At 57.5% G+C, this 18,045-nt stretch carries 19 protein-coding genes; 5 read left to right on the top strand and 14 right to left on the bottom strand.

Going from position 1 to position 18,045, the window contains the following annotated elements; genetic code table 11:
* Positions 1–10 precede the first annotated feature (10 nt).
* From BMZ35_RS21215 to BMZ35_RS14935, 9 genes are all read right to left on the bottom strand, one after another.
* A complete protein-coding gene (locus tag BMZ35_RS21215) occupies positions 11–136 on the bottom strand; it encodes a hypothetical protein (protein ID WP_278247155.1) in 126 nt (41 codons plus the stop codon).
* Positions 133–1,434, bottom strand: coding sequence for a c-type cytochrome (locus BMZ35_RS14970; RefSeq protein WP_093094668.1), 1,302 nt, complete (start codon positions 1,432–1,434; stop codon positions 133–135). Before BMZ35_RS14970 ends, BMZ35_RS21215 begins: the two co-directional genes overlap by 4 nt.
* A gap of 3 nt (positions 1,435–1,437) precedes the next feature.
* The gene (locus BMZ35_RS14965; protein ID WP_093094667.1) at positions 1,438–2,613 is read right to left on the bottom strand and encodes a formate dehydrogenase subunit gamma; all 1,176 of its coding nucleotides are present in this window, start codon (positions 2,611–2,613) and stop codon (positions 1,438–1,440) included.
* 88 nt (positions 2,614–2,701) lie between these two features.
* Positions 2,702–3,295 carry a formate dehydrogenase FDH3 subunit beta gene (gene fdh3B / locus BMZ35_RS14960; protein ID WP_093094666.1) on the bottom strand — a complete coding sequence of 198 codons (594 nt, stop codon included), beginning with the start codon at positions 3,293–3,295 and terminating at the stop codon, positions 2,702–2,704.
* A 12-nt stretch (positions 3,296–3,307) separates the two neighbouring features.
* Positions 3,308–6,205 (bottom strand): formate dehydrogenase subunit alpha, encoded by a 2,898-nt coding sequence (locus BMZ35_RS14955; protein WP_093094665.1) that lies wholly within the window; start codon positions 6,203–6,205, stop codon positions 3,308–3,310.
* Positions 6,206–6,314: 109 nt separating this feature from the next.
* Positions 6,315–6,506 carry a twin-arginine translocation signal domain-containing protein gene (locus tag BMZ35_RS14950; protein WP_093094664.1) on the bottom strand — a complete coding sequence of 64 codons (192 nt, stop codon included), beginning with the start codon at positions 6,504–6,506 and terminating at the stop codon, positions 6,315–6,317.
* Positions 6,507–6,559: 53 nt separating this feature from the next.
* Positions 6,560–7,168 carry a TorD/DmsD family molecular chaperone gene (locus BMZ35_RS14945; protein WP_093094663.1) on the bottom strand — a complete coding sequence of 203 codons (609 nt, stop codon included), beginning with the start codon at positions 7,166–7,168 and terminating at the stop codon, positions 6,560–6,562.
* Between the two features lie 14 nt (positions 7,169–7,182).
* Entirely contained in the window at positions 7,183–7,806 is a 624-nt protein-coding gene (locus BMZ35_RS14940; RefSeq protein WP_093094662.1) for a DUF3306 domain-containing protein, read from the bottom strand.
* Positions 7,803–8,372: a DUF3305 domain-containing protein gene (locus BMZ35_RS14935; protein ID WP_341350639.1), complete on the bottom strand. Its 570-nt coding sequence runs from the start codon at positions 8,370–8,372 to the stop codon at positions 7,803–7,805. The genes BMZ35_RS14940 and BMZ35_RS14935 overlap by 4 nt, the downstream gene beginning before the upstream one ends.
* Positions 8,373–8,714: 342 nt before the next feature.
* On the opposite strand from BMZ35_RS14935, the gene BMZ35_RS14930 reads away from it, so the two are divergent.
* Positions 8,715–10,664, top strand: a complete 1,950-nt coding sequence (locus BMZ35_RS14930; protein WP_093094661.1) for a 4Fe-4S binding protein — start codon at positions 8,715–8,717, stop codon at positions 10,662–10,664.
* Here BMZ35_RS14930 and BMZ35_RS14925 read toward each other — a convergent pair.
* Positions 10,658–11,413, bottom strand: coding sequence for a cytochrome c family protein (locus BMZ35_RS14925; protein WP_093094660.1), 756 nt, complete (start codon positions 11,411–11,413; stop codon positions 10,658–10,660). The two genes, BMZ35_RS14930 and BMZ35_RS14925, sit on opposite strands and share 7 nt — an antisense overlap.
* A 57-nt stretch (positions 11,414–11,470) precedes the next feature.
* Between BMZ35_RS14925 and BMZ35_RS14920 the strand changes: the two genes are divergently transcribed.
* The 4 genes from BMZ35_RS14920 to BMZ35_RS14905 are packed head-to-tail and all read left to right on the top strand — an operon-like array spanning position 11,471 to position 13,913.
* Positions 11,471–11,662 (top strand): DUF6494 family protein, encoded by a 192-nt coding sequence (locus tag BMZ35_RS14920; protein ID WP_093094659.1) that lies wholly within the window; start codon positions 11,471–11,473, stop codon positions 11,660–11,662.
* A 3-nt stretch (positions 11,663–11,665) separates the two neighbouring features.
* On the top strand, positions 11,666–12,733 hold the full coding sequence (apbC, locus tag BMZ35_RS14915) for an iron-sulfur cluster carrier protein ApbC (RefSeq protein ID WP_093094658.1): 1,068 nt from the start codon (positions 11,666–11,668) through the stop codon (positions 12,731–12,733).
* Positions 12,730–13,434 carry a biotin/lipoate--protein ligase family protein gene (locus BMZ35_RS14910; RefSeq protein WP_093094657.1) on the top strand — a complete coding sequence of 235 codons (705 nt, stop codon included), beginning with the start codon at positions 12,730–12,732 and terminating at the stop codon, positions 13,432–13,434. The genes apbC and BMZ35_RS14910 overlap by 4 nt, the downstream gene beginning before the upstream one ends.
* Positions 13,434–13,913: a DUF6505 family protein gene (locus BMZ35_RS14905; RefSeq protein ID WP_093094656.1), complete on the top strand. Its 480-nt coding sequence runs from the start codon at positions 13,434–13,436 to the stop codon at positions 13,911–13,913. The genes BMZ35_RS14910 and BMZ35_RS14905 overlap by 1 nt, the downstream gene beginning before the upstream one ends.
* A 49-nt stretch (positions 13,914–13,962) precedes the next feature.
* On the opposite strand, the gene BMZ35_RS14900 is transcribed toward BMZ35_RS14905, so the two are convergent.
* From BMZ35_RS14900 to BMZ35_RS14885, 4 genes are all read right to left on the bottom strand, one after another.
* Positions 13,963–14,763, bottom strand: coding sequence for an ABC transporter substrate-binding protein (locus tag BMZ35_RS14900; RefSeq protein ID WP_093094655.1), 801 nt, complete (start codon positions 14,761–14,763; stop codon positions 13,963–13,965).
* Positions 14,760–15,464, bottom strand: a complete 705-nt coding sequence (locus BMZ35_RS14895) for an ATP-binding cassette domain-containing protein (protein WP_093094654.1) — start codon at positions 15,462–15,464, stop codon at positions 14,760–14,762. Before BMZ35_RS14895 ends, BMZ35_RS14900 begins: the two co-directional genes overlap by 4 nt.
* Positions 15,465–15,469: 5 nt before the next feature.
* Positions 15,470–16,174: an ABC transporter permease gene (locus BMZ35_RS14890; protein WP_093094653.1), complete on the bottom strand. Its 705-nt coding sequence runs from the start codon at positions 16,172–16,174 to the stop codon at positions 15,470–15,472.
* 619 nt (positions 16,175–16,793) lie between these two features.
* Positions 16,794–18,002: a M24 family metallopeptidase gene (locus BMZ35_RS14885; RefSeq protein ID WP_093094652.1), complete on the bottom strand. Its 1,209-nt coding sequence runs from the start codon at positions 18,000–18,002 to the stop codon at positions 16,794–16,796.
* Between the last annotated feature and the right edge of the window lie 43 nt (positions 18,003–18,045).

The following is an 18,045-nucleotide window of genomic DNA, read 5'->3' as shown; positions in this document are numbered from 1 at the left end:
TGCCAAAGGACTAGTCCAACCTTACCGAGGAACCCGATTGCTGATCTTGCGCCGAAAATCCGGCGCGATCCAATCCAAAATTGGCCGCTACGGCGATCACCGCGATGGCTGCGGCGCTTGTCAAAATGACTTTCATGGCTGTTTCTCCGTGGCTTGAGACTTGGTCTTGATAAAAGCAATGAGATCCTTTCGATCCTTGGCCCCAGCTATCACCTGCATAGGCATCTTGGATCCAGGAATATAGTGATCGGGCCCCTGATCAAAGAGTTGGTCGATCGTGCCGGAATTCCAGACGATACGTGAATTCTTGAGTGCTTCCGAGTAACGATACCCTGGCATCGTTCCTGCAGGTCGCCCGAAAATGCCATACAGAGACGGGCCTGCCTTGCGCCCTCCTTGCTCTTCAAGAGCGTGACAGATCGAGCATTTTCGCATGAATTGGCGCTCGCCATTGCTCATCAGATCAATGTCCTTCAGAAAACTGCGGGGCTGTCCGCCGACCGGCGTAAAATCATCCATCAATGCAAGCGGCCAACCATAGACCACATCATCAAGCCCACCCGCAAAGAGCATCTCGCCGTCGGGCGAGAATGCCAACGCCCAGACCGGGCCGCGCCGCATCGCGCGAAAATCCTTTTGAATACGCCACCTTTGAGTGTCCACAAGCATGATATACCCATGCCCATCCCCCACAGCCAAAAGTCCGGACTGCGCGTGGAAAGCAAGCGCGAGGATGGGTTTGCGATCCAGCGTGAAATCGGCGATTGCATCACCTGTCGCGGGATCAACGACGCGGGTGCCCCCGTCCACGGCGCCATAAGCAAGCCATTCCCCATTTGGCGCCATCATCAGACGGTTCACACCAAATCCATGCTGAACCAAAGGTTCCGCCGCTTCGTCTTCGCTCAGTTCAAACCTGAAAACTTCGCCCTTGGTCGTTGCCAAAAAAGCGTGTGTTCCATCCGGCGAAAAAGCGACGTCATTTACGCCACTGTCGCGCGGCGAGAGTATTTTCGGCTCGCCCTGCCCCAACGGCCATAGCACAGCGGTCCCGTCCCAACTGGCCGAAGCGACCATCTGACCACCAGGCGCTACGGTCAGTGCAGCAACCTTGCCTTTGTGACGCCCCAAGATGCGCGCTTGGCCATCTTCCCAAATCCTCACTGTGAAATCATCTCCGCCAGAGACAATGCGCCCGTCTTCAAGAAAAGCCACCGACACCACGGCCGCATCATGTGCGTCCAGCCAGGCAACTTTCCGCCCTGACCAGAGGCCAAGAGTATTGTCAAAACTGGCGGAGACAACCTGTCCCTCTATCGACACGGCAAGCCCCATGATCGGTCCCCCGTGACCTTTCAAAGTCTCGAATTCCTGCGCCACGACAGTCGCGGCACAGAAGCCCAGAAACGACACGAAACAAGCAATGCGTTTCATGGCTTACTCAGCCGGGCTGGCTTTTTCTTTTTGAGCTTCCGCCTTGACCTCCTCGAGCCAAATCGAGTGGTGTTGATGCGCCCAAGCCTCGTCCACTTCACCGCTGCCCATTGCGTCAAAGGCACCCTCCATACCGATGGATCCGATATAGACATGGGCGGTGACGATCATCATGAGAATGAAGGCCGCAATCGCGTGCCAACCCTGGGCCATCTGCATGTGCTCATGCGGCGCCATATCGGCCGATCCGTCTCCAAGGCCGACCAGAGCACCCAACCCCCATTCGTTCATCACCCCAAAGATCGTACCGAATATCGGGAACTGGAACGGAAATAGCAGCGCAATTCCTGTAGCGGAAATCATCGTGCCAAAGAGGATAACAGACCAGAAGATCATTTTCTGACCTGCATTGAACTTCCTTGCTGGCGGATGCGCGTTTCCAATAATGCCGCCGAACTGGCGCAACCAGATAATGTCAGTGCGGTTAGGAATATTGTGAATGACCCACATCACGAAAACCATGATGAGTCCTAACATGAAGGCCCAGGATACGCTGTTGTGCACGACTTTGGACACGAGCAGAAGATTTGCATTGAAGTCCTTGCCAACAAGAGGCGCAATGAACTTACGCCCAAAAAGGACCAACAGCCCAGTCAGGCCCAGCACGAGAAATGAAATCCCCAGAAGCCAATGGCCGAAGCGTTCAATCGCCTTGAAACGCGTAACCGTTCGTCCGGTCTTTTCTTCGTCGATGCGAATACGTCCTCGCAGCAGGAAAAACGTCAGAAGCGCGCCCGCTGTGCCGACCACCATCCAGAAGCCCCATATCTGCAGACGCCCCTGCCGCCACTCCAGCCACTTCATTCCCCCGTCCTGCATCAGGACGGTTGCGACCTCACCACCGGCAGAGACCGAGGTTTCCGCTGATCCGTACCGGATCGCACGCCAGAGTTCCGGATCCGACGTTCCACCAAGGGGCCCAAGTTGAGGAACTGGCGCGGCCAGATTAGGGTCTCCAACATCGTTTCGCCATGCAGAATCGTCCACGGGCTCACCGCGCTGTCGCGCCATGATGTCTTCCAATGTCTGCGCGCCTCCTGTGGCGCTTCGGTCAGGGGCCGTCTGGGCCTGAGCCGAAATCCCTATGAGAAGGAAAAGTGCGAGTGCCACGCGCAGCATGGGGCCCACCTCCAATGGTTTGAAACTGTGAATCCAGTGTCGGAAGGCCCCGCACAGGGGCCTTCCAGCCTTTCAGGCAATCGGCCGGTCAGCCGCCCTTTTGGTCATAGGCTGTGCCCCAACCCCAGGCGCCCGAGCCAAAGCCACGGGCCACGACGCGTTCGCGGTAGATCGCGGAAACGACGTCACCGTCACCTGCAAGAAGCGCTTTGGTCGAGCACATCTCGGCGCAGATCGGCAGTTTGCCTTCTGCAATCCGGTTGCGCCCGTATTTGGCGAACTCGGCGGTCGAGTGGTTCTCCTCGGGGCCACCGGCACAGAAGGTGCATTTGTCCATCTTGCCACGGCTGCCAAAGTTACCGGCCTGCGGATATTGCGGTGCGCCAAACGGGCATGCATAGAAGCAATAGCCACAACCGATGCACAGGTCTTTGGAGTGCAACACCACACCTTCTTCGGTCTGATAGAAGCAATCCACCGGACAAACGGCCATACATGGCGCGTCCGAACAGTGCATACAGGCCACCGAGAGCGAACGCTCACCGGGTTTGCCGTCATTCAGGGTCACCACGCGACGGCGGTTGATCCCCCACGGAACCTCGTGTTCGTTTTTGCAAGCCGTGACGCAGGCGTTGCATTCAATGCAGCGTTCGGCGTCACAGAGGAACTTGGATCTTGCCATTTCTCTTTCTCCTTATGCTGCGCTGATTTTGCAGAGAGTCGATTTTGTCTCCTGCATCTGCGTGACTGAGTCATAGCCATAGGTCTGGGCCGTGTTCGAGCTTTCACCCAACACATAAGGGTCGGCGCCTGTCGGGTATTTCGCCCGCAGGTCCTCGCCCTGGAAATGCCCACCAAAGTGGAAAGGCATGAAGGCCACGCCTTCACCAACCCGCTCTGTGACCATTGCCATAACCTTGACCTTGCCGCCTTCGGGGCTTTCGACCCAGACCTGAGATCCGTCGCGAATACCAAGGTTGTTGGCGTCCCTCGGGTGAATCTCGACAAACATGTCCTGCTGCAACTCTGCCAGCCATGGGTTCGAACGGGTCTCGTCACCGCCACCCTCGTACTCGACCAGACGGCCGGATGTGAGGATGATCGGATAATCCTTCGAGAAGTCGTTCTTCTGAATCGAGGCATACATGGTCGGCAGACGATAGAACTTGCGGTCTTCGTATGTCGGATAATCCCCAACCAGATCACGGCGTGGCGTGTAGAGCGGCTCCCGGTGCAACGGCACCGGATCCGGGAAGGTCCACACAACGGCGCGTGCCTTGGCGTTGCCGAAGGGAGCACATTCGTGCTTGATTGCCACCCGCTGAATCCCGCCGGAAAGGTCGGTCTTCCAGTTGGTCTTGGGACCAGCCACGGCATCAATCGCCGCGCGCTCTTCGTCGGTCAAATCCTTGTCCCAGCCAAGGTCCATCAGCATCTGCATCGTGAACTCGGGATAGCCATCCTGAATTTCCGAATTCGCGCTATAGACCCCATCGGCCAGAAGGTTGTCGCCGTCCCGTTCGACACCAAAGCGGGCGCGGAAGGTAAGACCTCCTTCAGAGACCGGCTTGGACATGTCGTACAGGTTCGGCGTCCCCGGATGACCCATTTCGGACGTGCCCCAGCATGGCCAGGGAAGACCGTAATAGTCCCCATCCACCGGACCACCATTGGCGCGCAAAGTCGTGCGGTCAAAGGTGTGCTGGTTTGCCATATGCGCTTTGATCCGCTCCGGGCTTTGGCCGGTGTAACCGATCGTCCAAAGACCGCTGTTGAATTCGCGGGTCACGCTTTCAATGTTCGGGGTATTCTCGTCTTCCATCTCGATATTGCGGAAGAAACGATCGGCCCAGCCGAACTTGTTGGCAAACAGACCAATGATTTCATGGTCGGTCTTGGATTCGAACAGCGGTTCCATGATCTGATCCCGCCACTGGAATGAGCGGTTCGACGCCGTGACCGAGCCACGGGTTTCGAACTGCGTCGCAGCCGGGAGCAGATAGCAGCCATCAGTGCGGTCATGCAGAACCGCGGAGACCGTCGGGAACGGGTCGACAACGACCAGCATGTCCAACTTCTCCATCGCCGTCTTCATCTCCGGCCCGCGGGTTTGCGAGTTCGGCGCGTGGCCCCAGAGAACCATGGCCCGCACGTTGTTTGGCTGATCCATGTTTTCCTTGTCTTCAAGGATACCATCGATCCAGCGCGACACCGGGATACCAGTCAGGTTCTGCAGGGACTTTTCCTTGCCGTCCTTTCCGGTGATCTTGTCGAACTGTCCGGCAAGCCACTCGGGATCTTCCTTCCAGACGCGCGCCCAATGACCCCAAGCCCCTTTGGACAGACCATAGTAGCCCGGCAGGGTATGGGACAGAACGCCAAGGTCGGTTGCACCCTGCACGTTGTCGTGGCCACGGAAGATGTTGGTGCCTCCACCACTGGTACCCATGTTGCCCAGCGCAAGCTGCAGAATGCAGTAGGCGCGGGTGTTGTTGTTACCATTGGTGTGCTGCGTACCACCCATACACCAGATCACGGTGCCGGGACGGTTGTTGGCCATAGTTCGGGCCACACGCTTGAGCTGTGAACCCGGAGTGCCCGTCACGCGCTCAACCTCTTCTGGGGTCCACTTAGCCACTTCTTCCTTGATCTGGTCCATCCCCCACACGCGGGTGCGGATAAACTCTTTGTCCTCCCAGCCGTTTTCGAAGATGTGCCAAAGGATGCCCCAGACCAGCGCAACGTCCGTCCCAGGACGGAAGCGCACATATTCGTCGGCATGGGCCGCGGTGCGGGTGAAACGCGGATCGCACACGATGAGCGGCGCGTTGTTCTGTTCCTTGGACTTCAGGATGTGCAGGAGCGAAACCGGATGTGCTTCGGCTGCGTTCGAGCCGATCATGAAGATCGCCTTGGAATTGTGGATGTCGTTATACGAGTTCGTCATCGCACCATAGCCCCAGGTGTTTGCAACACCTGCCACCGTGGTCGAGTGACAAATCCGGGCCTGGTGATCCACGTTGTTCGTGCCCCAATAGGCGGCGAACTTGCGGAACAGATAGGCCTGTTCGTTGTTGTGCTTGGCCGAGCCGAGCCAGTAGACACTGTCAGGTCCGCTCTCTTCGCGGATCTTCATCATGCCGTCACCGATCTCGTTGATCGCCTGTTCCCAGCTGATGCGCTTCCACTCACCGCCCTCTTTCTTCATCGGGTACTTGAGGCGGCGTTCACCGTGGGCGTGCTCGCGGACTGCGGCTCCTTTTGCGCAATGGGCGCCAAGGTTGAATGGGCTGTCCCAACCGGGCTCCTGCCCGACCCAGACACCGTTCTGCACTTCGGCAACAACGGTACAGCCAACCGAACAATGGGTGCAGACCGATTTGACAGTCTTGACCGCGCCGGCGGTCGCGCTGGCGGCCGCATTGGCTTGCGTCACCGTGCCTCCGGTGGCGCTGATCGCGGCAAGGCCCCCAATGGCCAGACCGCTGCCGCGCAAAAACGCGCGGCGGTCAACGGATTTCTCCGCGACATCAGACAGGATACTTGTCCGCTGGGGGCGTCTCGCAACCCCGTTGGTCTTTTTCCTAAGCATTTTATCCTCCCTTGCTGTCCCATTCGGGACGTAGCTGGGTTAACGAAAACCTTGGGCAGTCGGGCGTCACGCAACCAGTCGCCTTTGGCAGGGGACTTCGTCCGTATCTTTAGAAACGGGCGCTGTCGTAGTAGGCGCGGGTATGCGCGGTATCCTGCATCTTGTCCGATGACAGGTCAGGTTCTGCGGCTTCCGCCGTGCCCCCTGTGGCCGCAATCGCGACTGCTGCAGCAGGCGCTGTTGTCGCGGCCATTTTCAGAAAATCGCGGCGGCTGGTGCCATCCTCGGTCTTCTTTGCCATGTGAGAGTCCTCCCCTCTTTGGTGGGTGGCGGTTGCCCGCCATGTTTGCGGAACTAGCCCGCGCTCATCCGAAAGCCTTCGGTCTCGATCTCCATGAACACTCGGCCGACAGCGCCAACCGATGCATAGAAGACCGAGTTTTCGGCAGCTTCTAGATCCGAATAGAAATGCCCCGCCCACGTGGCGATGTGGCGATTGAAAAAGGTCTTCTGATCGCTGAGCGGTGCAGGTGTCCCGAACCGCCCCACGATCAGAGCGCCCATCATTTCCATGAGCGAAGCGACATTGTCCTCAGGCTCATAGACATTCTCTGCACGGTTTAATCCGCGCGCGTTCATGTCTTGGCGCAGGGTAGCCAGCGGTTTCTCGTTCAGGAATCCCGTGAGATAGTAACTGGCATAGGGCAGCAACTCGCCCCGCCCCAGACCAATGAACAGCTTGTTGAACTCGCGCTCAACAGTCTTCGGCTTGGACAGTTTTGCAATCTTCGCAAGCGCGTTGATTGCCACCCCAAGTGGGCTTTCATCGCCTGCCAAATCGGCCGTTTGTGCAAGCAGCAACTCATCCGGAGGTCCAGCCAGCAGCAGACCCAGAAAATTGTAAAGATCCGCGCGAAGGCGATCTTCCTGTGCCACATTTTCTGAAATTGCGGTTGCCGTCATCTGGCTTTCTCCATTCATGCGCTTGCCTCGGTTTCGTTAAACGAAAACCGCATCCGTCTTGGCGCCCGCATCGCCGCGATGCCTGAAATGTCTTCTATCTCATCGGCGGCGACGCCCATCTCGACCGCGGCGGCGCTCGCACTGTCCTCTGAAGCCAAAGCAAGGGCGCGCACCTCTTCGCCCTCAGGCTCCAGAGCTTCGTCTAGCTCTTCGGCGTCAGCGACGACCACCACCTCTTCCCCGCGCATCAGCGCTTCGACATGCGCAGTCATGCCCTTGCCAACCTGATAGGCTGTCTGGAGGTTCTCGATAACGTTGCCCGCGTCGGTAAAATCTTCGCCGTAGTCGACCAACCCGTCGACATTTGCCAATACCGGGTTTGTCGTCCACAGGCGCCGCAGCGCTAGGTTTTTCAATCGCGCGGGAACTCTTTCTGTCAGGAACGCCGTGAAGTCATCCCCCTCCGAGAGCGTGTCCGGGTCGGGCAGCCCCAATTCTTCGAGAATTTCTTCGTCCGCCTTTTCAGCCAGCGCCAAATCCCGCTCGGCCACGGCCTCTTCGGCAAGCGCGCGCTCTTCCGCAAGCTGCTCCGCTTCCACAGCAGCCATGCGCCGCGACCAGAAGTCTCCACGGCTCATTGTAAACGCTCCTTTTTGGCAAGAGCCGGCGAACGATAAACGTCGACCAACTGACGGATGCGCGCATCGCCAACGCCATCAGATGTCAACGTGATGTCCTTCTTGTCGCGCTTGCGTTTCTTGAATGCCTCTTCTCTGTGATGCTGATCAACAAACCCTTGGACCCACGCAAACACGCTCTGAGGCATGGCGACCTTTTCGACAATGTCCTCGCCATTGTCGGCATAGTCCTGCGCTTCGTAGGGTGACGCGGTCACCAAAACCAGCTCGAAGGGATGAGGCATTTCATCGGCCTCACGCATCACGACATACAAGCAGGGCACCTGTGCGTTCAGCCCGTGCAAGTATGAATCGGTATCAGCTCTGTGCAATTCCAACGGAAGGGTTGCTGCGTGAAACTCGCGGATACCCCCCTCTTCGCGCAAAAGACGCCACTCTGCACCTGACGCGCCCGGGAGAACATCTGAAACACGCCAGCTCCACGCCGCCCACCGGGTTGCACCGGGCCGCCGCCGCAGCACGATGCCCATCGGCATCGCTTCGAACTTTCCCGAATTGTAGATCACATTCCCCAGGACCTTGCTCTATTAGTCTTTCTAAAACTGCCCAATGGCCACTCTTCAATAAAGCGAGAAGTGTGCGTGACTCGCACTTTGACGGCTTTCCGGTCAAATTGGGCAGCATGGCATTCAGCCAGACAGTTGCGCGGTCGTTTTGTCCATTCCGACTAAAACAATCAGCTAAAGATACTCCCCTCGAATCGTCCGAATCAGGCTTCCGGATCGCATTGCTTAAACCAAAAAGCCTCTTCGAATTCTGGTTTACCGCCTCGCAGAATCATGCCTAGTCTGAAGTCGGTTCAGCGCAAAACTCGCGTCTAACCAACCAACAATACACGCTGGGATAACATGACTAAGACACTGATTTTATGTGACTGTTGCGGCACGAACCCCATAGACTCCGACGCCCTGTCACAGGCCACCGGTCTCCCTTGCTCCCGCGTCCATACATCCCTTTGTCAGGACCAGCAGCAAGACGCGGTAAGGGCATTGTCCGCAGGTGATGCAATTTTTTGTTGCGGCCAGGAAACCGCCCTTTTCGAAGAAATGGCCGACGGTTTGGGAGCCCCCTTACCTGCCTTCCTCGACCTGCGAGATCGCGCGGGTTGGAGTGCAGACACCGGGTCAAGAATACCCAAAATGACCGCACTGGTCGCCGAAGCCTCCCTCTCGATCCCTGCTGCCAAGTCCGTTGACGTGATTTCAGAGGGGCTATGCCTGATCCTAGGTTCCGAGGAACCTGCGATGTTGGCGGCAGAACAACTCAAGAACTACCTAAGCGTAACGGTACTAATCGAAGACGATACCTCTGTCCCGTTCACCCGCGATTATGACGTAGTTCGGGGGCATCTAAAAACCGCCCAAGGCGCACTCGGGAACTTCGACGTCACAATTGACGGCTTTTGCCAAATGGTTACACACGGCGGAGGCCAGTGGGCTTTCACATCTCCAAAGAACAACGCGAAATCGAAGTGCGATGTTATTTTAGATCTGCGCGGAACCCCCCCCCTGTTTCCAGCTCCCGAAAAACGCGAGGGGTATTTTCGGGCCGACCCGAAAAGTGCAACTGCGGTGGCGCGCGCCATTCTTGACGCGTCGCACATGGTCGGTACCTTCGAGAAGCCGCTTTATGTCCGCACCGAACCACTGCTTTGTGCATACTCGCGGGCCGAACAAACGGGCTGCACGCGCTGCATTGACGCATGCCCGACAGGGGCTATCACACCCTCTGGCGAACATGTTTCGATCGACCCGATGATTTGCGCAGGCTGCGGTGCCTGCTCCTCGTTGTGCCCTTCCGGTGCGATTGCATATGATGCCCCCGCGGTAGACCAAACCATCCGCCGCTTGCAAACGTTGGCCAAAGCGTATCTCGACGCGGGCGGCGTCGAGCCGAGGCTATTGATAATTGGTGCTGACGGGGCAGAGTTGATCCGTGTATCCGCCCGTTTCGGGCAAGGACTGCCGGCCAATGTCATTCCTCTGGAAGTTGAAGCACTCAACACCATCGGCCACTCGGAAATGCTGGCCGCTCTCGCTGCCGGATTCGCAGACATTAACATCCACCCAACCCCAAAGACCGATCGGGACATCATGCAATCCGAGATCGATCTGGCGACCGCCCTTTCGGGCAAAGCCATTCGCATGATTGACACCCAGGATCCGGACATTTTGTCGAAGACACTCTTTGCACCGAGCGGTGTCGATGCTCTGAAAATTCCGTCGCGTCCCATGGGCACGCGACGTCAAATCGCACGCACTGCCACAAAGGCCTTACAACCGGATGCCGAAATTCTGCCCTTGCCTCAAGGCGCACCTTACGGCGCGGTGCTCGTGGATACCGATGCGTGCACGCTCTGCCTCTCCTGCATTTCGCTTTGTCCCTCCGGCGCTCTTGGAGACAATCCCGACCTGCCCCAATTGCGGTTTCAAGAAGATGCATGCCTTCAATGTGGCCTTTGCGCTCGGGTTTGTCCTGAAAACGCAATCACCTACGAGCCGCGGATGAACCTCACAAACTCGGCGCTGGAGCAAGTGGTCCTGAACGAAGAAGAACCCTTTGCTTGCATCGAATGCGGTGCCCTGTTTGGCGTCAAGTCCACAATCGACAAGATTACAGAAAAACTGGCGGGTAAGCATGGTATGTTCCAGAGCCCCGAAGCCGCCAGGATGATCCAGATGTGCGACAACTGCCGCGTAAGTGCGCAATACCACGCCCAAAACAACCCGTTTGCCGGGGGAGAGCGCCCCAAACCCCGCACAACCGACGACTACCTCAGCAAACGGCGCGATCACTGATGTTCCAACGGCGCCCCAAGATCGGCAGGCTTAAGCAAAGAGACATAGGCAAGAACCGCCTCGACTTGTTCAAGCGTCATCTCCAATGGCACGATGGGCGATGGGCGATCTTGTGCGAAGGGCGGTGTAACCTCGGCCACCTGCGTGAATGCGGGATGCGGGTTCAGGGCATAGAATGCTGCGAACCTCTCGTTCCAGTCCGGCAGACCGCGCAGGGCAAAAAAGGACGGCGTCGAGCCAATGGCGTTCATCCGATCCTCCGCCACCACTACATGACAGCGCCCACACATCCTCTGCGAGACTTCGCGCCCCATGTCGACATTCCCGTCCATCGTGATGGCCACAGCCTCAACCTGCTCCTCCTCGGGGATAGAAAACGCTTGGGAGCCCTCCACAGTAAAGGCTATGATCGTGCTCCGACCAACGTCGGACGCGATCCAGTCAGAGAACTTTTGCACGCCGCCATGCCCGGAGTTGTGCACCTGCATGCGCCAAATCCGACCAAACCGGGAAAACACTGGTTTTCCATGCTCTCCAAGACGCACATCTGCCGCCTCCCCTGCCTGAACGAGTGTAATACGCACCTGTGTCTTGAGCGAGAACCGGGGCAAAATGAACTGCAAGAGACCGCTCTCGACAATCTCCGGAGCAGCAGACATCGTGAAAATGCGTTCATTCGTGCCGCCCTGCCCCGCCCACGAAAACGAGGCAATCAACGCCAGAATGGACATGCGAAACCAATGGGCCATAAACGATGTTAGGGAGTCGCATCTTCTTTCGTCAACACAATCGGAAAAGGACAGACCATGAGCGATGACTTCAACATGTCGATGCGCAAGTTTCTGAAACAGGTCGGCGTGACCTCTCAGCAGGCCATCGAAGATGCCATGCGCAATGCGGATTCTTCGGGGAAATCATTTACGGCCAAAGCCGTTATCACCATCGAAGGGTTTGGCTTGGAACATGTCGTAACAGGAACGATCAAGGGGCGGGACTAAGCGTTGGCGATTACACGAGAAGCCGTTCTGGGCGTTCTGAAACAGATTACCGATCCAACCGGACACGGCGATATCGTCTCGGCAGGCGTCGTGCGCGCCCTCAATGTCGATTCCGGAACCGTGCGTTTCGTTATGGAAATCGACCCGGCCAGAGCGGACGCATATGTTCCTGTCAGGGAGCAGGCGGAGGCCGCGATCAGCGCGCTTGGCGGTGTCGAGAGTGTTTCGGTGGTTTTGACAGGCCACAGCAACCCATCAGCGCCGCCTGATCTCCAACCCTCACGAAAATCCGAACCCCAGGGGCCTGAGAAAATCCCCGGGGTGGCACGGATTGTCGCCATTGCTAGCGGCAAGGGCGGCGTGGGCAAATCCACTCTGTCTGCCAACCTTGCCTGTGCATTGGCGGCTGAGGGAATACGTGTCGGCCTGCTGGACGCGGATGTCTACGGCCCTAGCCAGCCTCGGATGCTAGGTGTCTCCGGTCGTCCCTCTAGCCCCGATGGCAAGACCATCCTTCCCATGCGCAACCATGGCGTGACGATGATGTCGATCGGCTTGATGACCAACGACGATCAGGCTGTTGTCTGGAGGGGGCCAATGCTGATGCGAGCCCTCCAGCAAATGATGATGCAGGTGCAATGGGGGGCGCTCGATGTCTTGCTTGTCGACCTGCCGCCCGGCACCGGGGACGTGCAGATGACACTGGCACAGAAAGCACATGTCGACGGCGCGATCATCGTGTCCACGCCACAGGATGTGGCGCTCCTGGATGCCCGAAAGGGCATAGATATGTTCCGCCAACTGAACGTACCCATCCTAGGTATGATCGAGAACATGTCGACCCATATCTGTTCGTCCTGTGGTCACGAAGAACACGTGTTTGGGCAAGGCGGAGTCGCCCACGAAGCGGAAAAACTCGGCGTCCCGCTGCTCGCCGAAATCCCGTTGCATCTGGATATCCGGGTTGCTGCCGATGGCGGCGCGCCTATCGTTGTGTCCGCCCCCGACAGTGCACAAGCCGCCAGTTTTCAGGAGGTCGCCCGCGGCCTCATTTCGCAAGGTGCCGTATGAACCGCGTGATGTTTCCTCCGCTTATGTCCGGGCATCAGGTGACCGGAGACGAGGATCCCTTCCTCACAGCTTGTATGAAGGCCGCAGCAGGCTGTGACTCGGGGCTGATCGTCTACAATCTGGCCCCTGACACGTTACTAGCCGCGCTTGTGTTTGCCCCCGAAGTGCCCTTGGCCGATGCCATGACCATGCTGCCGGTCTGCGCCGTAGGCTTTCAAAATGCACTTGGAGCGCTTGCGCCACCAGAAGTGGCGGTACATCTGGAATGGGGCGGTGGGCTGCGCGTAAACGGCGCATCGTGTGGCCGTATGCGCGCGGCGGCAAGCACGTCTACCCCGACAGAAATACCGGATTGGCTGGTCGTTGGATTCGAGCTGCCGCTCTGGCCCGCGTCCGCAGACATGGGAAATACTCCTGATCAAACAGCACTCTACGCAGAGGGCTGCGCCGATGTCGAAGCACCACTTCTGATTGAAAGTTGGGCACGGCATACTCTGAACTGGGTAAACCGGTGGGAAGAGGAAGGAACAAAACCTCTGCATGCAGAATGGCGTGGGTTGGCCCACGGCCTAGGCGAGGAAACCGCACAAGGCGACGTCGTCGGAGTTTTCGTCGGGGTCGATGAGCAATTCGGGATGCTCTTGCGCGACGAAAACACCACCCACCTATTCCCATTGAATACGCTACTGGAGGACCTTTGATGCAACTGGCCCGCGCCATTCATTTTGACGAAAGCGATACACGCGTCTATTCCAACGCGGCCCGCACGGGCGAGTGGTGCATCTCTGGTGGGTTCGAATTCTCGAACTGGTCCGAAGCTGACCTTGTCGGTAAGGCACGTCAGGCGTTTTCAAACGGCTGGTTTGGTCTCGAGACATCCGGGCGGGTAACATTTGTTGCCGTCACCCCGATCCAGGCTGCGGAAATCGAACGCTTGACCGACATGCTGGCGCAGCATTTTGTAACCTACTACGGTGCGCCGGATGTCGTCTCTGCCCGTCCGGTGGCCGCCGAAGAGCTACGGCATATGCTTGACCTGTGCGACGAACACGACGCCAACACACTCCTCACTGTCGCGCGCAACCTGACACCTGGAGGCGTGCGCGAGTCCTATCGTGTGATCGAAACGCAAGACGCCGGTCTGGAACAGTTTGCGATACACGGAACTCTGGACGACTAAGTTAGGCCCAGGGAGGCTCCCCGGGCCTAATTTTTCGGTGTGGGTGCGATCACTTGGCGTTGAACACAAAAAGCGTTTCACCATTGATCTTATAGGTGTTGATCAGGTCTTTCGCCCGATCCGACACCAACCAATTCTCAAGCTTCATCGCCAGATCGTTTTTCACATGCCTGTGTTTGTCGGGATTCACAGGGATATAGGCATATTGATTGAACAGCACGGGGTCACCTGAGTAAAGCAATGCCAACTCCCCTTTGTTGCCAAAATTCAACCAGCTTGCCCTGTCAGAAATGATGTAAGCATCCATGCCCGACGCGGTATTCAACGCAGCTCCCATGCCTGCACCCACAGCGCGATACCAATCGCCTAAGCTCTGTGGATCCAGACCCGCGCTCGCCCAAAGGCTAAGCTCTTTCTTGTGGGTCCCACTGTCATCACCGCGACTAACAAACACGGATTCAGTGCTGGCGATCTGCTGTAGTGCCTGAGCCGCATTCGCAGAATCCGCAACGGAGGCCGTATCCGCCTTGGGCCCGATAAAGACAAAATCGTTATACATGATTTCGAGACGGTGCGTGCCGTGCCCCGCGGCAAGGAACCGTTCTTCCGCTTTCTTTGAATGTACAAGGATTGCGTCGACGTCCCCGGCTTCCCCCAAACGAAGCGCCTGGCCGGTTCCAACAACAAGAAGCTGTACCTCGAGCCCCAGATCCTCCTGGATTGCAGGCAGCAGGATGTCGGACAGTCCCGAGTTGTGAAACGACGTCGTGACTGCCATTTTCATGTCCTCCGCCCACGCCACCGCGGACATCGCTGCGACCGCGGCAACGGCAACAAAAAAGGTCTTCATTCTACAATATCTCCGTTCAGGAAAGCGCGCGCTTGCGCCGTTTTCGGTGCATCAAAGAACTCCACTGTACTGCCCCGCTCATGGATCTTTCCCCCTAAAAGAAAAAGAACCTCACTCGCCAATCGCCGGGCTTGTCCCATGTTGTGCGTCGACATGATCAGGCGGACGCCATCCTGCACAGCAGTCTTCAGAATCTCTTCGACTTCGCGCATTGCCCGTCCATCCAAGGAGGCGCAGGGCTCATCCAGAAACAGCACCTGCGGCGACCGTATTAGCGCCCGCCCCAGCGCTAGCTTCTGACGCTCACCACCTGATAAAACAGTGGCCGGTCGTCCAAGTGCATCGCCAAGCCCGACTTTCTCAGCCATAGCATCAGCCTGCGCGCGCGCTTCGCGTCGCGTTACCCCGCCAAGGCGCAGCGGATAGGCCAGATTGTCACGCACAGACCGGCGTAGCATTACTGGCGTCTGGAATACAAACGCCTGTTTCTCGCGTGCTCGCTCCTGCCCACAGGCCCATTCGATGCGTCCCGCGTTCAAACGCGCAATACCATGAAGCATCCGCAGAAGCGACGTCTTGCCTGCTCCATTAGGGCCGATGACTATTGTCACGCCTCCGGCTTCAAGCCGCAAGTCGACTGGACCGACCAGTACCTTGCCACGCCGCCGTGTCAGCGCGCCTTCGACGATCAGGGGAAACATGTCACTCACCAGCGCCCCTCCTGTTCCGTCCTCGTCAACCAATGGATCGCAAGGTTCACGGCTATTGCAAGACCGATCAAGATGAACCCAAGCGCCAGCGCCAACGCGAAGTCTCCTTTGCCTGTCTCGAGCGCGATCGCTGTCGTGAGCACCCGCGTGTGATGGTCTATGTTGCCCCCAACAATCATGATGGCTCCAACTTCACCGATGGCCCGACCAAATCCGGCAAGCGACGCCGTCAAAAGCGCTCTACGCCCGTCCCATAACAGTGCTGACATCCGTTGTACGTGGCTGGTATTTAATGAAATCAGCAGATCATGGTAATCCGACCACAATTCGCGCAGAGCCTGGTGAGCGATCGAAGCGATCAATGGTACGATAATGATGACTTGCGCTATGATCATAGCCGTCGGCGTGAACAAGAGCCCAAGAACGCCAAAGGGGCCCGCGCGGCTCAGCAAAACGTAGACGACAAGCCCCACCACGACCGGCGGCAACCCCATCAACGCATTCAACACCGCGATGGTCAACCGCCGCATCCGGAACCTGCGCACTGCGAGAAACGCGCCAAGCGGCAGGGCAATAGCCGATGCGATAGCCAACGCAGTCAATGTCACCTGCAGCGACCGTGCGGTGATCTCCACCAGGTCGGCATCGAGGGTCCAAAGGAGTATCCAGGCCTGCGACAAGCCATCCCAAAGATCGGACATATTTCCGCTGACCCCTCCAAGGTATCGGCCTGCTGGCCGTTATCGCGCATCGAACCACAGTCCTCGATGGGAAAAAACGACTAAAAGCCAACAATGTGCGCTTCTGGACAAATTGACCAGATTCAGTTCTTCGCATGTTAACCGAGCTGAAATAATGTCCCGCCGCGACCACCTGCCACCTGTTCCCGTCGGGGTTGGAGAAATCGCAAGGTGACACGGGGCGTTGAACCGAGGCCGCAAGCTAATGAGTCGCACTGTTCCGCACTTTCATATGCCCGCTGCCAAATGACCTGCGTACCAGAGAACCTCGTCCAAATGTGACTGCCCTTCGAGTAGCATGCGCTCGCGCCGTGCGCCTTTTTGCTTCGGTTGTCTCTGGCTCAACCACTACGCCATCCGGTCATTCGACACTTTCGCTTCCGGACAGGAAGCAACCCGTATCGCAAATCTTCGCACGTGCTCTTTGATCGAACAAACAGTTACAAGCCCGCAGTTTCAGTACCGCGTTCGGACGTTTTCAAACCTGCCCGTGACATCCAAACCCGAATAGTGGTCCCACCAAATTTGGCGGGACCATTCTCGATTAACTTAAAAGCACCACGAGCCAAAAAGGTGGTCTTTAGCCCACCACGTTGAACTCAGGGCCGTAGGGATAACCCGTGATGTTCTCGTTGCCGTCTTCCGTAATCACCAGAATGTCGTGCTCCCGGTATCCACCCGCGCCGGGCTGCCCATCGGCGATTGTCAACATCGGCTCCATGGAAATGACCATGCCCGGTTCCAGCACCGTATCAATATCCTCACGTAGCTCCAGCCCAGCCTCGCGACCATAATAATGCGAGAGCACACCAAAGGAGTGACCATAGCCAAAAGTGCGGTATTGCAGAAGGTTACGTTCTGCAAAAAACGCATTAATCTTATCTGTCACCTCAGCGCAGGACGCGCCCGGTTTCAGAAGCGAAATCCCCAATTCATGCGCGCCGATATTGGCTTCCCAGATCTTGAGGCTGGAGTCATCGACCTCGCCAACGAACATCGTGCGTTCCAACGCCGTATAATAGCCCGAGATCATCGGAAACGTGTTCAGGGACAGAATATCCCCACGCTGCAAGACGCGACCAGTCACCGGGTTGTGTGCCCCATCCGTGTTAATGCCTGACTGGAACCAAACCCACGTATCGCGATACTCGGCATCCGGAAACCGCCGGGCGATTTCCAGCTCCATCGCATCCCGGCCCGCCATGGCCACGTCGATTTCGCGCACCCCTTCCTTGACCGCATCCCGGATCGCATAGCCACCGACATCGGCAACCGCGGCGCCGGCGCGGATCATCTCGATTTCTGCCGGCGACTTGTGCATGCGTTGACGCATGGTCGCCTCATAGAGATCAACAGTTCCGGCAGGCGACAGGAAGCTCTGCATCTTGCACTGCTGCAACAGAGTGAGATGGTCGCCCTCGTACCCGATCATCTTGCCAGAACCTGTCACCGACAGGATGGCCCGCCAATAGTTGTCACGCTGCCAGTCTGTATAGGTAATATTGTCGCCATAGCATCGCCGCCAGGGCTGTCCCGCATCAATCCCCGCCGAAATCGTCACGCATTCCGTTGACGTCACGACAAGCGCATAGGGGCGTCCGAATGCGCAATAGGTGAAGCCCGAGTAATAGGAAATGTTGTGCATGGACGTGAACACGGCGGCATCGGTGCCGGTCTGCGCAAGGATACCGCGCAATCCCGCGACGCGCGTTTCGTACTCGCTGTCGGCAAATTGCAAACCGGCTTTTTTGCCATTGTGGAAACGATAGAATTCTGGACGTGCAGTCATTTCGACCTCCGTTAAGAAGGTCCCGGCGTTCAGGACTGGAAAG

Origin of the sequence: Shimia aestuarii, assembly GCF_900114635.1 — a bacterium.
Taxonomy (GTDB): Bacteria; Pseudomonadota; Alphaproteobacteria; order Rhodobacterales; family Rhodobacteraceae; genus Shimia; species Shimia aestuarii.
Note: the sequence above shows the minus strand (reverse complement) of the source record. Positions and strands in the feature narration are given on the sequence as shown.

Coding starts and splice junctions, on each gene's coding strand:
- BMZ35_RS14930 (WP_093094661.1), top strand. CDS start 8,715: ATGACTAAGACACTGATTTTATGTGACTGTTGCGGCACGAACCCCATA.
- BMZ35_RS14910 (WP_093094657.1), top strand. CDS start 12,730: ATGAACCGCGTGATGTTTCCTCCGCTTATGTCCGGGCATCAGGTGACC.
- BMZ35_RS14965 (WP_093094667.1), bottom strand. CDS start 2,613: ATGCTGCGCGTGGCACTCGCACTTTTCCTTCTCATAGGGATTTCGGCT.
- BMZ35_RS14925 (WP_093094660.1), bottom strand. CDS start 11,413: ATGGCCCATTGGTTTCGCATGTCCATTCTGGCGTTGATTGCCTCGTTT.
- BMZ35_RS14945 (WP_093094663.1), bottom strand. CDS start 7,168: ATGACGGCAACCGCAATTTCAGAAAATGTGGCACAGGAAGATCGCCTT.
- fdh3B (WP_093094666.1), bottom strand. CDS start 3,295: ATGGCAAGATCCAAGTTCCTCTGTGACGCCGAACGCTGCATTGAATGC.
- BMZ35_RS14950 (WP_093094664.1), bottom strand. CDS start 6,506: ATGGCAAAGAAGACCGAGGATGGCACCAGCCGCCGCGATTTTCTGAAA.
- BMZ35_RS14890 (WP_093094653.1), bottom strand. CDS start 16,174: ATGTCCGATCTTTGGGATGGCTTGTCGCAGGCCTGGATACTCCTTTGG.
- BMZ35_RS14900 (WP_093094655.1), bottom strand. CDS start 14,763: ATGAAGACCTTTTTTGTTGCCGTTGCCGCGGTCGCAGCGATGTCCGCG.
- BMZ35_RS21215 (WP_278247155.1), bottom strand. CDS start 136: ATGAAAGTCATTTTGACAAGCGCCGCAGCCATCGCGGTGATCGCCGTA.
- BMZ35_RS14920 (WP_093094659.1), top strand. CDS start 11,471: ATGAGCGATGACTTCAACATGTCGATGCGCAAGTTTCTGAAACAGGTC.
- BMZ35_RS14940 (WP_093094662.1), bottom strand. CDS start 7,806: ATGAGCCGTGGAGACTTCTGGTCGCGGCGCATGGCTGCTGTGGAAGCG.
- BMZ35_RS14885 (WP_093094652.1), bottom strand. CDS start 18,002: ATGACTGCACGTCCAGAATTCTATCGTTTCCACAATGGCAAAAAAGCC.
- BMZ35_RS14970 (WP_093094668.1), bottom strand. CDS start 1,434: ATGAAACGCATTGCTTGTTTCGTGTCGTTTCTGGGCTTCTGTGCCGCG.
- BMZ35_RS14905 (WP_093094656.1), top strand. CDS start 13,434: ATGCAACTGGCCCGCGCCATTCATTTTGACGAAAGCGATACACGCGTC.
- BMZ35_RS14895 (WP_093094654.1), bottom strand. CDS start 15,464: ATGTTTCCCCTGATCGTCGAAGGCGCGCTGACACGGCGGCGTGGCAAG.
- BMZ35_RS14955 (WP_093094665.1), bottom strand. CDS start 6,205: ATGCTTAGGAAAAAGACCAACGGGGTTGCGAGACGCCCCCAGCGGACA.